Here is a 14,921-nt window from a genome sequence, read left to right on the forward strand (position 1 = left end):
TGTCGAAAAGATTACATATTTGTCATCTTGCCATCGCAACAAATGGAAGTCGTCATACTCAGGTCTGCCAAAGAGGGTCAGTTGCCAATGAAAATTTTGATTGTGGAAGATGAGCCTAAGACCGGGGCATATCTGCGCCAGGGACTGATCGAGGCCGGTTTCGTTGTGGACTTGGCCAGAAATGGGCCCGACGGCCTTCACCTAGCTCTTGGCGGTAACTACGATCTCGCGATCCTGGATGTGATGATGCCGGGCATGAACGGTTGGGAGGTCCTGCAGGCGATACGTCATGAAGGCCTACAAGTGCCAGCCATGTTTCTCACCGCCCGCGATCAGGTGGAAGATCGCGTGAAGGGGCTTGAATTAGGCGCCGACGATTACCTCGTCAAGCCGTTTTCCTTTGCCGAGCTCTTGGCCCGAGTTCGCACCATTGTGCGCCGCGGTCGTAGTGGCACCGAATCCACGATCTTGCAGGTGGCAGACCTCCAACTTGATCTGCTACGCCGCCGCGTCACCCGAGACGGCAAGCGCCTTAATCTCACCGCCAAGGAGTTTGGATTGCTAGAACTGCTGATGCGTAGGCAGGGAGAAGTCCTGCCCAGGTCGCTGATCGCCTCTCAGGTTTGGGACATGAACTTCGACAGCGACACTAACGTCATCGAGGTGGCCATGAGGCGTCTGCGCGTCAAGATCGATGATGATCACCAGTTCAAGCTGATCCAAACTGTACGCGGCATGGGCTACGTGCTCGAAGCGCCGGAGGGTCGCTAGATGTTTCGCAGGCTGTCACTGACATCCCGCCTCACCATCTTTTTTATAGCGCTGGCCAGTTCGGTCATCCTGGGCTTGGCGCTTCTTTTCATGGTAGAGGCTGATAGGCACTTCGTCGACCTCGATAGCGCCGCCTTGGATGATAAAAAGCACCTGATCGAGGGCATTCTGGCCAGTTCTCGATCCCATGAAGAAGCTCGCAGTCGCCTGAACGAAGCATTGAGCCATCACCACAGCCTTTACGCTCTGGTCAAAGGACCGCAGGGTGAAAAGTTGTACCAGACCAACGGATACAGCGGCCCGACTACGCAAGCATCATTCATCACGAATGACGACGGCCACGGGCTTCAGTCTTGGAGGAGTGGCGGTCGCGAGTTCCATGAGATGAGCTTTACTGCTGGCATGGTTCAGGGAATGGCCGGGCCGCTCCAAATATCACTCGCCGTCGATACGCAGCACCACCAAGAATTCATGAGGGAGCTCCGGCGCAGCATTGCGATCTATGCTGTGCTGGCCATTCTTCTAAGCGGATTCTTGGCTTGGTTCGCGGCTCATCAAGGCATGTCTCCGCTGCGCGCAATGAAACGTCGCGCCGCTGCAGTGACAGGCCAACAGTTGCAAGAGCGCATGCCCGAGGATGCCGTCCCGATTGAAATGGCAGATTTGGCAAGGGAACTCAATGAGATGTTGGGTCGCCTGCAGAACGACTTCAAACAGCTTGCTGATTTTGCGGCGGATTTGGCACATGAACTTCGCACACCCATCAGCAATCTCCTCACCCAAACACAGGTGACGCTGTCCACCCAACGCGACCTTAAGACATACCAAGATACGCTGGCGTCCAACGCAGAGGAATTGCAGCGTTTGGCTCGGGTGGTATCAGACATGCTATTCCTCGCCAAGACAGAGCGGGGGGTAGACCTGCCCCATAAGGAGTCCTTCTCGGCAGCACAAGGAGCTCGCGAACTCGTTGAATTTTATGAAGCCGTTGCGGACGAAAAACGCATCTTGATGAGCGTGGAAGGTGATGGGCGAATCTATGGCGATCGTTTGATGTTCAGACGTGCCTTGAGCAACCTCCTATCCAATGCGCTCAGGCATGCACCAGTCGGCGGTGTCGTGGGCGTCAGAATCGAAAGTTCGTCGCGTGGAATTGAAGTCACTGTCAAAAACACGGGCAAGGAGATTCCATTGGATGTCCAGCAGAGAGTCTTCGAGCGCTTCTATCGCGCAGACTCAGCACGCAGGCACCCAGCTTCTGACGGGGCAGGCTTGGGGCTGTCGATTACCAAAGCCATCGTCGAGGCCCATGGCGGGGCGATCTCGGTTACTTCAGACCAGGAGTGGACTCGATTCAGGCTTGTTTTTCCAGGGCTTCAAGCAAGGATGAGGCAAGCGACTGAACTACTTAGTCGGCCCTGAATAACGCCTTTTGCGTGAACAAGAGAGGGCCGGATCGCGCTGTACCGATTCATAACAACCGCCGCAGCGGGCGCAAACAAATGAGACTGCCCAATGAGCAATCAAGGCGACCGGGGAAACTGCTGCGGCCGTGGGACGTGGCGGCCACACCGCTGGAACTGGCGCTGGCCAGGGGCCACCGGTGGTTGGCAATGCTGGAGTACGGCAAGTTGAAAAACCTGACTGAAAATGTAGCGCTGGAGGGAGTCGACAACAGCTACGTCAGCCGGATGGTGAATTTGACTACGCTGGCACCGGACATCGTCGAGGCGATTTTGGAGGATACGCTGCCGGATCACCTGACGCTGTTTGATCTTGCGGTGGACCCGCCTGCGCTGTGGGAGGAGCAGCGGTTACGGATTTGGTGAGACGGGACTGTAAAAGATAGTGATGGCGACTGACTCCATGACAGCGGGGTGTCTGTACAGCCAGCACCAGACCGCCCGATCATGTTCGCATAAGCACGGATCGCATACGCGGCATGTCGAGTGACCGGTATTTCAATTACAACGGTCCTCGTAGCTCCTCCCGCTTAAATGACCGGTAGTAATCGCCGCAACTATGACGTCCACTTACCGCGAGTGACTACAACCAGCCTAAATCACAGATTGATACAACAACAGCATCGTCCGCTTTTGGCCGATAGCTGTCGATGGTTACAACGATTGGACTAGTTGGTCACGTTGCTGGGTTGATTGGTCAACATCACTGGAATACGCAGCCAAACAGCATGGAGGCCGATCCGCGCAAGACTTCCAGGCGGTCCAGATTGAAGGTGTCACGCTCATAAAAAGCCGGGTCGCGCACGCCGTCGACAAACACATCGCCCGTGGCTTGCAAAGAAAAGCCGCGCAAGCGGATGTCTTCTTCACCGCCTTCGGCCGCCAAAAAGCTGATGCCCGCCGTGTTTTTCAGGGCATCTTTGAAGGTGTCCAGGTTGCGGTCGTCCATGAGTTTTTCGGTCACCACCGTCACCGATTGCGGGATGTCGCGCAGCGCTTGTTGGCCTTTGCCCATGCGGGTCTCTGTGGCGCGGACGCTGTTTTTGCCTTCAGCCATGTCGACTTCGGCTTTGTCTTTCACCGTCACCGCTTTGAGTGTTTTTTCTTCCGGCTTGTTTTCTTGCGCCATGGCGTAAGGCGTGGCCGAGAGTGAGCCAGCCAGCATCACGGCGGCCAGGGGCAACAGTTTGGCCTGGGGCTGCGTGTTTTGGACGTGCTTGTTTCTTTGAGTCATGGCGATGCGAGTCATTGAGTGAGAGGAAATGGCAAACCGGGTTTGCCGTTGGGTTCAATGGCTGGCTATCACCATCCGAGCGCTGCTCGGCGTGAATGGCTGGCTGTTTATTCGCGCCTGCAGGATTTCAGAGGACTGAAATCAGGCAGGCTGTTGGGTGTTGCCGGGCTTTACTTGAAGCCGACGCGGTCCAGCATCTGCTGTACCTTGACTTGGTTCATGCCCACGGCACTGATGGGGATCAGCTCGCTCTTGAAGCTGCCGCCTGTCATGGCTTTGAGTGCCGGGTTGTCAAAACTGACGCCTTTGGCGGCAGGCCACTCGTTGTTGCCGTTGGCAAAGTGGTTTTGCGCTGATGGGCTGGCTAGGTATTCCAGGAACTGGATGGCGTTGGTCGTGTTCTTAGCGTGGCGGGCCACGGCACCACCAGCCACGTTCACATGCGTGCCCCAGCTGTTTTGGTTGGGGAAGACCACGCCGATTTTTTCGGTCACCGCTTTGTCCGCCGGGTTGGTCGAACGCATCATGCGGGCCAAGTAATAGGTGTTGGTGACAGCCACGCCGCACTCTCCAGAGGCCACGCCTTTGATCTGATCGGTGTCACCGCCTTTGGGGCTGCGGGCCATGTTGTCGACCATGCCTTTGAGCCAAATCTCAGTTTTGGCGGGGCCCAGGTGCTCTGTCATGGCACCAAACAGGCTCAGGTTGTAAGGGTGCGAGCCCGAGCGGATGCACAAACTGCCCTTGAGCTTGGGATCGGCCAGCTTTTCGTAACTGTCCAAGTCGGTTTTTTTGTACTTGATCTTGTCGTACACGATCACGCGCGCGCGGGTGGACAGGCCAAACCAGGCGGTGCCGCCGTTGTCGGTGGGTTTGGCACGCAAGTGGGTCGGAATGGCATCTTCGAGTTTGGTCGATTTGACAGGCAGGAAAAGGCCATCGACCTCGGCTCGCCACAGGCGGGCGGCATCCACCAGCAAAATCACATCGGCAGGTGAGGCCGCGCCCTCGGCCTTCAGACGGGCGAGAATACCGGCATCGTCGGCATCGACCCGGTTGATCTTGATGCCCGTGGCTTTGGTGAAGTCGCTGTAAAGCGCTTCATCGGTCGGGTAATGGCGGGCTGAGTAAATGTTCAGGACTTTGTCTTGCGCCATGCCCGAGGAGGCGGCCATAAGGCAAGCGATGCTCAAAAGGGATTTGGAAAGTGTCATGGTCTTCAGGCCTTGGTTCGTCGATGGCTGGAGTTTAATCCAAATGCGAATCATTATCAATAAGATTTGAGTGAAAAGATGAAATCAGTGAAGCGATTTGGGCGAGCCCGCAAATGGACGGGATTGGGGGCCATGCTCTTGGCTTTGGTACTGACCGGTTGCGGCAGTGTGGGCAAAGGGCCTGCAGGGGAAAATAGCACCGTGCCGCATGCCGTAGAGCGCCGCGAGATCAAGCTGGGCTTGGCTTTGGGCGGAGGTGCCGCCCGTGGTTTCGCCCATTTGGGGGTGATTCAGGTGCTCGAAGAAGCGGGCTTGCGCCCCAGCCATGTGGCCGGCACCTCGGCGGGCAGTCTGGTGGCCGCTTTGTATGCCAGTGGCAAAAGCACGACCGAACTTGCCCGTTTGGCCGAAACCATGCAAGAAGCCGATATCACGGACTGGATGCTGCCGATACTGAACCGGGGCGCTCTGCGCGGCGAGGCGCTGGCCAAATATGTCAATACGCAGGTGGGCGGCCGCAGCCTTGAGCAAATGAAGATCCCTTTGGGCATTGTGGCCACCGATCTGGGCAGCGGTGAATCCATCACCTTCAGACGTGGCAACACGGGGGCGGCTGTGCGCGCATCGAGTGCCGTGCCCGCTGTGTTCCAGCCCGTGCGCATTGGGGATCGTGAATACGTGGATGGCGGTTTGGTGGCCCCGGTGCCGGTACGTCAAGCGCGGGACATGGGGGCTAATTTTGTGATCGCGGTCGACATTTCCAGCGACCCCGAAGGCAATCCGTCGGGCGATACCTTCCAGATCCTGATGCAGACCTTCGCCATCATGGGCAAAAGCATCAACACCTTGGCCTTGAAAGACGCCGATTTTGTGGTCCGTCCCGCTCTGTCGGGCGTCAAAAGTGCCGACTTTGGAGCCCGGATGCGCTCCATAGAAGCGGGCCGCGTGGCCATGCGGGCCATGCTGCCCAGCCTGAAAGCGCGGCTGGCGGATTTTGAAGCGGGGCGCTGATCTTCCCCAAACGCCGAGGCAGACATGGCCCCCCGATCGGGTCGGCTATTTGTCATACCCGCGCATGCGGGTATTCATGGTGGTCGAAGGCAAGCAGACATGGACCCCCGATCTGGTCGGGGGTGACAGGGTTCGGGCGTGACAGGGTTTGGGCGTGGACCCCCGATCGGGTCGGCTATTTGTCATACCCGCGCATGCGGGTATCCATGGTGGTCGAAGGCAAGCAGACGCAGAAAATCAGCGCAAAAAAAGGGCTGATCTTGCGATCAGCCCTTGAAGGGATCCCTGTTTCCCAGACGAAATTCAAAGAGATCCGAGGAGACAACTTGCAAAAAGAGCAGTCAAGAGCCGAGGCATCTTGACTGACCTCAAAAAATCACTTCTTTTTGGCAGCTTTGGGCGCAGCAGACTGGGTCACCGAAGCCAGATTGGATTCGGCCATGTCAGTGGCTTGCTTGACGGCTTTTTGAACGGATTCGAAAGCGGAATTGGCGGCAGTCACGGCGCCCTTCATCATGGCCACGGCTTGCTCGGAGCCTGCAGGTGCGTTGGACGCAGCGCTGTCCACCAAGGTGGCGAACTGCTTTTGAGCAGCCGCAGCTTGTGCTTCGAAAGCTTTGGTGAACTCGCCACCGGTGCCGGAGGCGATGTCGTACAGGTGACGGCTGTAAGCAGCGGTCTTCTCGGCCAAAGGCTGGAACAAGTTGGCTTGCATGGCCACCAATTCCTGGGCGTCTTTCACGCTCAGAGCGGCTTGGGTGCTGTTGGCGGACTCGTCCAAAGCGGCCTTGGCGGCGCTCAGGTTCAGCTCGACCAACTTTTCCACGCCTTCGAAGGCTTTGGCGGTCAAACCAAACAGGGTTTCAACGTTGGCTTTGTGCGAGGCGACGATTTGTTCAGCGGTCATCATGAGGATCTCCAGATCAAAAAATTAAGTGGGGTTTCAAAAGACTGCGCCGAAACTGGCCGGGGCCGTACAACATTGTTGCAGTGCAGCATGGTTTGAATTTTAGGGTTTCCATGAGGTATTGCAAGGGGATTGGCGGGTTGGCTGCTCAGTTTAGAGAGGGTTTTCTAGAATCGGGGTCTTATCAAACAGACCCATGCACGCCTATTACGCCGACCACTTTGTCTTGCCCTTGCCCGAAGGCCACCGCTTTCCCATGCACAAGTACAGCCGCCTGCGTGACCGGCTGAGCGCTGAACTGCCGGGCGTGCAGATGTGCGAAGCCCCCGCCGCCAGCGACGGCGAGTTGGCGCTGGTGCACACGCCCGCTTATATACAAGGCGTGGCCACGGGTGGGCTGGATGCCGCAGTGCAGCGCGAAATTGGTTTTCCGTGGAGCCCGGCCATGGCCGAGCGGGCGCGCCGTTCGGTGGGTGCCACCGTGGTCGCTGCCCGAGATGCGCTGACCCAAGGCGTGGCGGGCAATTTGGCAGGCGGCACGCACCACGCCTACGCACACAAGGGCGGCGGGTTTTGCGTGTTCAACGACATTGCCGTCACCGCCCGCCTGATGCAGGCCGAAGCCTGGCGGCTGCACCGCCAAAAAATGCGGGTGGCCGTGATCGATTTGGACGTGCACCAAGGCAACGGCACCGCGCACATCTTTGCCAAGGACCCGACGGTGTTCACTTTGTCGCTGCACGGCGAAAAGAACTTTCCGTTTCGCAAGGAGGCCAGCGACCTCGACGTGGGCCTGCCCGACGGCTGCACCGACGAGCCCTATTTGGCCGCTTTGCACCAAGCGCTGCAGACCTTGCAAGACCGTTTTGACCCGCATTTGGTGATTTACCTGGCGGGCGCTGACCCGCACGAAGGCGACCGGCTGGGCCGGCTGAAATTGACAGCCGACGGCATGCAAGAGCGCGACCGGGTGGTCATGGACTGGGCTTGGCAGCGAAAACTGCCCGTGGTCATGTGCATGGGCGGGGGTTATGGCCACGACATCGAGACCACGGTGCAGGTTCAAATGCAGACGTGGGACGTGGCATTGGGCTATTGGCAACGCTGGCACAATCAGCAGCCATGAACGCGACAGCCACACCTTCCGTTAAGCCCCAAGCCGACGCACGCAACAGCTACAAGGCGTTTCGCGCCATCAGCACCCGCTGGATGGACAACGACGTGTACGGCCACGTGAACAACGTGGTTTATTACAGCTGGTTCGACACCGCCGTCAACGCCACGCTGATTGAGCAAGGTGTGCTCGACATCCATGCTGGATCGACCATCGGCCTGGTGGTGGAAACCCAGTGCTTTTACTTCGCGCCCTTGGCCTTCCCGCAAACCATAGAGGCGGGCATCCGGGTGGCCAAGCTGGGCACGTCGAGCGTGCGCTACGAGGTGGGCCTGTTCGCCCAAGGTGAAGAGTTGAGCGCCGCGCGGGGCCACTTTGTGCATGTGTACGTGGACCGCGAGACCCGCCGCCCGGTGCCGCTGCCCACCGCACTTAAAGCATTTTTGGAGACATTGACATGAGCATTCTGAACATCGGCACCCAAGTCAGCACCCGTGTGAGCGACCCGGCCAGCGTCGATGCCGCCATCTTGAGCCGCTTTTCGGCCCGCGCTTATTTGCCCCAAGCGGTTGACCGCAGCGTGTTGCAAGAGGTGCTGTACATGGCCGCCCGCGCCCCGAGCGGCACCAACACCCAGCCCTGGAAGGTCTATGTGCTGCAAGGTGCCAAGCGCGATGAACTGGTGGCCAAGACCTGCGCCGCGCACGATGCCATTTCGGCCAACCCGGCCTTGGCGGCTGAATACGCCGAGTCGTACGACTATTACCCCGAAAAATGGGTCAGCCCCTACATTGACCGCCGCCGCGAGTGCGGCTTTGGTCTTTATGGCGTGCTGGGCATTGGCAAGGGCGACAAAGCCCTGATGCACGCGCAGCACCAAAAGAACTTCCGCTTTTTTGACGCGCCGGTGGGCCTGATCTTCACCATCGACAAAGTGATGGGCCGGGGCAGCTTGCTCGACTACGGCATGTTCTTGCAAACGGTCATGGTCGCGGCCCGTTCAAGAGGCCTGCACACCTGCCCACAAGCGGCCTGGAATGGCTTTGCCAAAATCATCTTGCCCCATGTGGGCGCGGGTGAAAACGAGATGGTGGTCTGTGGCATGGCGCTGGGCTATGCCGACGAGTCGGCCCAGGTCAACACCTTTCAGACCACCCGCGTTCCGGCACAAGACTTCACCCACTGGGTGGAGTGAAGCTTTTGATTTAAAGACAAGGGCCTGGTTTGGGATTCGACGCACTGGCGCTTCAACTGCTCAATGGTTTGAGCCACGCCACCACCTTGTTTTTGATGGCCTCGGGTTTGACGCTGATTTTTGGCGTGACCCGCATCGTCAATTTCGCGCACGGCAGTTTCTTCATGCTGGGTGCTTTGTGGTCGGCGCATGCCGTCACCCACGGGTGGCCCGCCATGGCCGAGTCGGTTTGGGGTTATGGCGCGGTGATCCTCATGGGCGCTTGTCTGGCCGCCTTGCTGGGCGCAGTCACCGAGGTGCTGTTGCTCAAGCGCATGCGCCATGCGCCGCAGCTTTACCAACTGGTGGCCACCTTTGGCCTGACGCTGGCGCTGCACGACGCCATGCGCTGGTACTTCGGGCCTGAAGAGGTCTTTGCCCCGCGCTTTCCCGGCCTCAAGGGAGCGATCGCGCTGGGCGAGTCGTATTTCCCCACCTGGCAACTGTTCACCTTGGCACTGGGCCCTTTGGTCTGGCTGGGCCTGCATCTTTTGCTCACGCGCACGCTGTGGGGGCAGCGGGTCAAAGCCGCCACGCAAGACCGCGACATGCTCGCTGCCCTGGGCGTGAACCCAGCGCCCCTCATGCTGGGCGTGGTGATGTTGGGTTGCGGTCTGGCGGGTTTGGCTGGTGCCTTGCAGTTGCCGCGCGAACCGGCCCACTTGCAAATGGATGTGAACGTGGTGGTCGAGACTTTTGTGGTGGTTGTGACTGGGGGGCTGGGCAGCATTGGTGGGGCTTTTGCGGCAGCTGTGCTGATCGGGGTGATCCATGCATTGGGGCTGAGCTTTTTCCCGCAAGCCACGCTGGTGCTGGTGTTTTTGACCATGGCCGTGGTGCTGGTCTGGCGTCCGCAAGGGCTGGCCGGTTCTGCTGTGCACGCCGAGCAGCGCGAAAGCGTGTCGGTCTTTTCGCTGTGGCCAGTGGGCGTTGCAGGCCGTGCTGTTTTTGTCGCCACTTTTGTGGGCCTGTCGCTTTTGGCTTGGGGGCAGGGCGACTATGGCCGCAGCTTGGCCGAAGACGTGATGGTGATGATGCTGTTTGGCCTGAGCCTGCAGTGGATGATGGCTTTGGGCGGCTTGGTCAGTTTTGGCCATGCCGCCTTTTTTGCGCTGGGCGCTTACGGCGCAGCGCTGGCGCACCTGCAGGTGGGCGCGGGTTGGGCACTGGCCTTGGTGGCAGGCATGGCGCTGGCGCTGGCGGTGGCTTTGCTGTTTGGGGCTTTGGTGGTGCGCAGCAGCGGCGTGTACCTGGCCATGTTGTCTTTGGCTTTGGCCCAAATGGTTTGGGCGGGAGCCACGCAATGGGTGGGCCTGACGGGCGGTGACAACGGCCTCATTGGTCTGCGCTTGATCGAGCCCGAGCAGCGGCCACTGTGGGACGCGCTGCTGTGCGCCGGTGTCTTGCTGGCCTTGGTGGGCATGGCGCGGGTGGTGGGGTCAAGCCGAGGGGCGGCTTTGCAGGCCTTGCGCGACGCGCCGCTGCGGGCGGCGGCCAGTGGTTTGCCGGTGCAGGCTTTGCGTTACCAGGTGTTTGTCGGCAGTGCTACTTTGGCCGGTTTGGCTGGGGGCTTGTGGGCGGCGTTCAAGGGCGCGGTTTTCCCATCGGTCGCTTCGGTGGCCATGTCGGTGGACGCTTTGTTGGTCATTTTGCTCGGCGGTGTGCACCAGCTGTGGGGTGCGGCCGTGGGCAGTGCGCTCTTGGTTTGGGGCGGGGCCGAGCTGGGTCAGGGCCTGGATTATTGGCGCGGCGTTTTGGGCTTGGTGATCATGGCCGTGATGGTGTTGGCCCCCAGCGGTGTGCTGGGCGGTTTGCAGCTTGGGCTGGCACGTTTTTCCAAAGGGCGAACGGCATGAACCCGACACACAACCACACGCCTTTGCCGCCCTCGACACACGCCGCCTTGCAGGTGCGGGGCTTGGCCAAGCATTTTGGTGGCGTTCGTGCCCTCGATGGTGTCGATTTTGATGTGCCTTCAGGCCAGTGCGTGGCCCTGATTGGCCCCAACGGAGCGGGCAAATCCACCTGCTTTGCCTGTTTGGCTGGGCAGCACGCGCCTACCGCCGGGCAGGTGTTTTGGCAAGGCCAGCCCTTGTTGGGGCTAACGCCGGCCGAACGCCAGCGCTTAGGCGTCGCCCGCACCTTTCAGGTGGCCCAGACTTTCGAGGCTTTGACCGTGCTGCAAAACATTCAGCTGGTGCTGCGCGGGGCTGCGCCGCTGGCTTGGTGGGACCGCTTGAACCAACGCCAACCCGAGCGGGCCTTTCAGTTGGCGGCCCAAGCCGGGCTGCAAGGGGTGGTCCGCGCCACCGTGGCCGATTTGCCTTACGGGGCCAAAAAACGGCTCGAGCTGGCCATGGCGCTGGCGGGCCTGCCCGAAGCCGGGGCCAAAACCGTTGCCAACAATGCCACCGACCCAGGCCCATCGTTGCTGTTGCTCGACGAGCCCGCTGCTGGGCTGGCCATGGCCGAGCGGGCCGACATGATGGCTTTGGTGCGTCAAGTGGCGGCGCAAGGCGTCACGGTGCTGTACACCGAGCACAACATGGATGCCGTGTTTGGCGTGGCCGACCGGGTGTTGGTGCTGATGCAAGGGCGGCTGGTGGCCGACGGCACGCCCGAAGCCGTGGCGCAAGACCCGCAGGTGCGTGAGCGTTATCTGGGGCTCGATTTCGACATGAAAGACCTGCAACATGCTGAACGTTGAAGGCCTGAACGCCTTTTATGGCCAAGCGCAGGCCTTGTTTGACGTGCGCTTGCATGTGGGCGAGGGCGAGCTGGTGGTGCTGCAAGGCCTCAATGGCGCAGGCAAATCCACCCTATTGCAAGCCTTGATCGGCATTGGCCCGCGTGTGCAAGGCCAGATCTGTTGGGACGGTCAGCCCATCGCGGCATGGCCTGCTCACCGTCGTGCGCAGGCAGGTCTGGGTTTTGTGGCCGAAGACCGCCGTTTGTTCACCAGCCTGTCGGTCCATGACAACCTTTGGATCGCTGCACAGACCGCAGGGCAGGGCACGCCCGCAGCGCGTTACCAGCGGGTGCTGGGCTTGTTTCCGCAATTGCAAACCATGCTGCACCGGCCTGCCAGCCAGATGAGCGGGGGCGAGCAGCAAATGCTGGCTTTGGCGCGCACCCTCATGACCGGCCCACGCTTGTTGTTGTTGGATGAGCCTTGCGAAGGCATTGCCCCGGTGTTGGTGGCGTCTTTGCGCAATGCCCTGCTGCAGCTGGCCCAAGAAGGGGTGGCCATGTTGGTGGCCGAACAGAACCAAATTTTGGCCGCTCACGCGCAGCGGGTCTTGACGCTGGTCGGTGGCCGTCTGGCCTGAACCGACTTCAAAGCCATCGGAAGGCCAGCGCAGCGACCATCGTGGGCGGGATGGCCGCCAACAAAAGCCGCAAGGGCGCGATGGTGTTGTTGGGGAAATACGCCTTGAGGATGGCCGCACCCGCCGGGTTGGGCGCGTTGGCGATCAAGGTCAGGCCACCGCCCGTCACCGCCCCGGCCACCAGCGCCACCTTGAAGTCATCGCTCAAGCCCGGCACCAGCGAGCCCAAATAGGTGATAGCCGCGTTGTCGGTGATGGCCGTCAACACCAAAGCGCCGTAAAAGACGGCGTCGGATGGCAAACCCAGCAGCAAAGGTTCGAGCCACCACTGCTGCAAGCCCCCCAAAACCACCAGCCCCGCCAGAAAAAACGACACCAACAGTGCCTCGCGCAGGATGAGCGGGCTTTGGTGTTGCTGCCAGGCCGTGACAAAGCCCAAAAACAACAAAACCAGTCCGATGAAAACCACAGGATGGTGGGCAAAAAAGACGACGCCTGCCAAAAACAGCACATGCACGACCATGATGCTGGCCGGAACGGCGGCCTCTTGTGGGGCCGGGCTCTTGGGCAGCGCTGTCAACTCTCGGCGAAACAGCCAGCTGGCCCCCAAGGCATTGACCAGCACCGCCAGCGCGGCTTTCCAGCCGAAAGTCTGGAGCATGAACGCAAAATCCCACTGCCAGATATGGGCCACCATGAGCACCGGTGGCGCAGCAAACGGGGTGAGCGTGCCCCCAATCGACACGTTGACAAACAGCACGCCCAATGTGGCGTACTTCAAGCGTTCAGACACCACTTTGGCAAACAGTGTGTCGCGCAGCAACAATGCCCCCAAGGTCATGGCAGCAGGCTCGGTGATGAACGACCCCAGCAGCGGCACGAATGCCAAGACCACCAGGTAGATGGGCAAGTTTTGCGGGCCGGGCCACAAAGCGGCCAAACGCACGACCCCTTGGCGTGCCAGGCTCAGCACCGGGCGCGTGCCCGCGATCACCATCACGGCAAAAACAAACAAGGGCTCTGTGAAGTTGCGCGACTCCAGATAAGTCAGGGTGTGGGCCTGCCCCAACAGCATGAACATCAGCGCCATCAAGAAGCTGGCCCAAAGGCCGAACACCACCTCGACTTCGCCCAGCAAATGCCAAAACCCCGCATGGCGCGGGTGCTTGTGCGCCAGCCGTTCAAAGTGGCGTGTGGAAAACGAATGGATCAGGGCAAGCGCGAAAAAGGCAGCGGCAAGCCATTGCAAATAGATGGGCACGTGGGGGGGCATGAAAAACCTCGCTTGCGAGGCGGCCCGACCTTCGCAAAAAACCTGTTGCCCCGTGTCTGGGGCAGCACCCGCATCGATCTTATCGGATCGAACGGGGCGGCTGTCATATTTGGTTAATATCAGCCTTCCAGCCTTTTGCGTCGCCCCGGTCTTGTGGGCAGATACCCCCTGCCATGATCATCACCAGTTTGCTCGACACCGACCTGTATAAATTCACCATGATGCAGGTCGTGCTGCACCAGTTTCCGGGTGCGCAGGTCGAATACAAGTTCAAGTGCCGTAACCCGGGTGTGCCGTTGGCCCCGTTTGCCAAAGAGATCCGCGAAGAGATCCGCTCCTTGTGCAGCCTGACTTTCAAGGAGGGCGAGTTGCAGTACCTGCGCTCCTTGCGCTTCATCAAAAGTGATTTTGTTGATTTCTTGGATTTGTTCAAGCTCAACGAAAAGTACATCATGGTCACGGCTCTGCCCTCGGGCGAGATCGACATCACCATCAAGGGCCCTTGGCTGCACACCATCTTGTTCGAGATTCCGGTGCTGGCCATCGTCAACGAGGTGTTTTTCCGCAACACCCAGAAGGTGCCCGATTTGATGGAGGGCCGCCGCCGCCTGGACACCAAAATCGCGCAACTGCAGGCCCCCGGTTTTGAGACCCTGAAGATTGCCGACTACGGCACGCGCCGCCGGTTTTCACGGGCCTGGCACGAAGAAGTGTTGCGCGTCTTGTCGGCCCGTTTGGGCACCGGGCCTTCTGGCCAGTTTGCGGGCACCAGCAACGTTTATTACGCCTATTTGCTGGGTCTGACGCCGCTGGGCACCATGGCCCATGAGTATTTGCAGGCCTGTCAGGCGCTGGGGCCACGCTTGCGCGACAGCCAGATTTTTGCTTTTGAGTCGTGGGCCAAAGAATACCGGGGCGATTTGGGCATTGCACTGTCCGATGTGTACGGCTTCAACGCCTTTTTGCGCGATTTTGACCTGTATTTTTGCAAGCTGTTTGACGGCGCTCGCCACGACAGCGGCGACCCGTTCAGCTGGGGCGAGCGCATGATCGCCCACTACCAGCACAACCGGGTCAACCCCAAAACCAAGACCTTGATCTTCAGCGACAGTCTGACCATTCCCCGCACCATTGAGCTGTTCGAGCAGTTCAGGGGCCGCTGCCAATTGGCTTTTGGGGTGGGCACCAACCTGACCAATGACCTGGGCTACGAGCCCTTGCAGATCGTCATCAAGATGACACGTTGCAATGGCCAACCCGTGGCCAAATTGTCCGACACACCCGGCAAGGGCATGTGCGACGACGAAAAGTATCTGGCCTATTTGCGCCAGGTATTTGAAATTGACCCGTTGATCTCTCTGCACTGATACT

Annotated in this window: 15 protein-coding genes and 1 pseudogene; 12 read left to right on the plus strand and 4 right to left on the minus strand. The window is 59.7% G+C overall.

Annotated features, from left to right (window positions below; all coding sequences use genetic code 11):
- The first annotated feature begins 87 nt into the window (after positions 1-87).
- The 3 genes from ACZ5RG_RS05490 to ACZ5RG_RS05500 all read left to right on the plus strand — a co-directional run bounded on the left by ACZ5RG_RS05490 (position 88) and on the right by ACZ5RG_RS05500 (position 2,600).
- Positions 88-771, plus strand: a complete 684-nt coding sequence (locus ACZ5RG_RS05490) for a heavy metal response regulator transcription factor (RefSeq protein ID WP_089958025.1) — start codon at positions 88-90, stop codon at positions 769-771.
- Positions 772-2,193: a heavy metal sensor histidine kinase gene (locus tag ACZ5RG_RS05495; RefSeq protein WP_089957701.1), complete on the plus strand. Its 1,422-nt coding sequence runs from the start codon at positions 772-774 to the stop codon at positions 2,191-2,193.
- An 80-nt stretch (positions 2,194-2,273) separates the two neighbouring features.
- Positions 2,274-2,600, plus strand: a complete 327-nt coding sequence (locus ACZ5RG_RS05500; protein ID WP_194944739.1) for a LacI family transcriptional regulator — start codon at positions 2,274-2,276, stop codon at positions 2,598-2,600.
- 352 nt (positions 2,601-2,952) lie between these two features.
- On the opposite strand, the pseudogene ACZ5RG_RS05505 reads toward ACZ5RG_RS05500, so the two are convergent.
- Positions 2,953-3,399 (minus strand): annotated as a pseudogene (locus ACZ5RG_RS05505) (TonB-dependent receptor plug domain-containing protein); the annotation flags it as partial.
- Positions 3,400-3,638: 239 nt separating this feature from the next.
- Complete coding sequence (locus tag ACZ5RG_RS05510; protein ID WP_298602190.1) at positions 3,639-4,682, minus strand: extracellular solute-binding protein; 1,044 nt, start codon at positions 4,680-4,682, stop codon at positions 3,639-3,641.
- A 78-nt stretch (positions 4,683-4,760) separates the two neighbouring features.
- On the opposite strand from ACZ5RG_RS05510, the gene ACZ5RG_RS05515 reads away from it, so the two are divergent.
- A complete protein-coding gene (locus ACZ5RG_RS05515) occupies positions 4,761-5,693 on the plus strand; it encodes a patatin-like phospholipase family protein (protein ID WP_464447981.1) in 933 nt (310 codons plus the stop codon).
- A gap of 206 nt (positions 5,694-5,899) precedes the next feature.
- Positions 5,900-6,055: a hypothetical protein gene (locus tag ACZ5RG_RS05520; RefSeq protein ID WP_162131420.1), complete on the plus strand. Its 156-nt coding sequence runs from the start codon at positions 5,900-5,902 to the stop codon at positions 6,053-6,055.
- Positions 6,056-6,069: 14 nt separating this feature from the next.
- Here ACZ5RG_RS05520 and ACZ5RG_RS05525 read toward each other — a convergent pair whose 3' ends face one another.
- A complete protein-coding gene (locus ACZ5RG_RS05525) occupies positions 6,070-6,603 on the minus strand; it encodes a phasin family protein (protein ID WP_298597068.1) in 534 nt (177 codons plus the stop codon).
- 193 nt (positions 6,604-6,796) lie between these two features.
- Here ACZ5RG_RS05525 and ACZ5RG_RS05530 point away from each other — a divergent pair, with 193 nt between their 5' ends.
- From ACZ5RG_RS05530 to ACZ5RG_RS05555, 6 genes are read left to right on the plus strand one after another with little or no spacing between them, the layout of a single operon-like run.
- Positions 6,797-7,726, plus strand: coding sequence for a histone deacetylase family protein (locus ACZ5RG_RS05530; protein ID WP_464447982.1), 930 nt, complete (start codon positions 6,797-6,799; stop codon positions 7,724-7,726).
- On the plus strand, positions 7,723-8,175 hold the full coding sequence (locus ACZ5RG_RS05535; protein WP_298597073.1) for an acyl-CoA thioesterase: 453 nt from the start codon (positions 7,723-7,725) through the stop codon (positions 8,173-8,175). The genes ACZ5RG_RS05530 and ACZ5RG_RS05535 overlap by 4 nt, the downstream gene beginning before the upstream one ends.
- Entirely contained in the window at positions 8,172-8,909 is a 738-nt protein-coding gene (locus ACZ5RG_RS05540; protein WP_464447983.1) for a nitroreductase, read from the plus strand. The genes ACZ5RG_RS05535 and ACZ5RG_RS05540 overlap by 4 nt, the downstream gene beginning before the upstream one ends.
- A gap of 29 nt (positions 8,910-8,938) precedes the next feature.
- A complete protein-coding gene (locus tag ACZ5RG_RS05545) occupies positions 8,939-10,804 on the plus strand; it encodes an ABC transporter permease (protein WP_464447984.1) in 1,866 nt (621 codons plus the stop codon).
- Positions 10,801-11,655: an ABC transporter ATP-binding protein gene (locus ACZ5RG_RS05550; RefSeq protein ID WP_464447985.1), complete on the plus strand. Its 855-nt coding sequence runs from the start codon at positions 10,801-10,803 to the stop codon at positions 11,653-11,655. The genes ACZ5RG_RS05545 and ACZ5RG_RS05550 overlap by 4 nt, the downstream gene beginning before the upstream one ends.
- On the plus strand, positions 11,642-12,277 hold the full coding sequence (locus tag ACZ5RG_RS05555) for an ABC transporter ATP-binding protein (RefSeq protein WP_298600244.1): 636 nt from the start codon (positions 11,642-11,644) through the stop codon (positions 12,275-12,277). Before ACZ5RG_RS05550 ends, ACZ5RG_RS05555 begins: the two co-directional genes overlap by 14 nt.
- Before the next feature lie 7 nt (positions 12,278-12,284).
- On the opposite strand, the gene ACZ5RG_RS05560 is transcribed toward ACZ5RG_RS05555, so the two are convergent.
- On the minus strand, positions 12,285-13,550 hold the full coding sequence (locus ACZ5RG_RS05560) for a putative Na+/H+ antiporter (RefSeq protein ID WP_315235668.1): 1,266 nt from the start codon (positions 13,548-13,550) through the stop codon (positions 12,285-12,287).
- Positions 13,551-13,723: 173 nt separating this feature from the next.
- Here ACZ5RG_RS05560 and pncB point away from each other — a divergent pair, with 173 nt between their 5' ends.
- Entirely contained in the window at positions 13,724-14,917 is a 1,194-nt protein-coding gene (gene pncB / locus ACZ5RG_RS05565) for a nicotinate phosphoribosyltransferase (RefSeq protein WP_464447986.1), read from the plus strand.
- Positions 14,918-14,921 lie beyond the last annotated feature (4 nt).

The organism is Limnohabitans sp. TEGF005 (assembly GCF_055394835.1).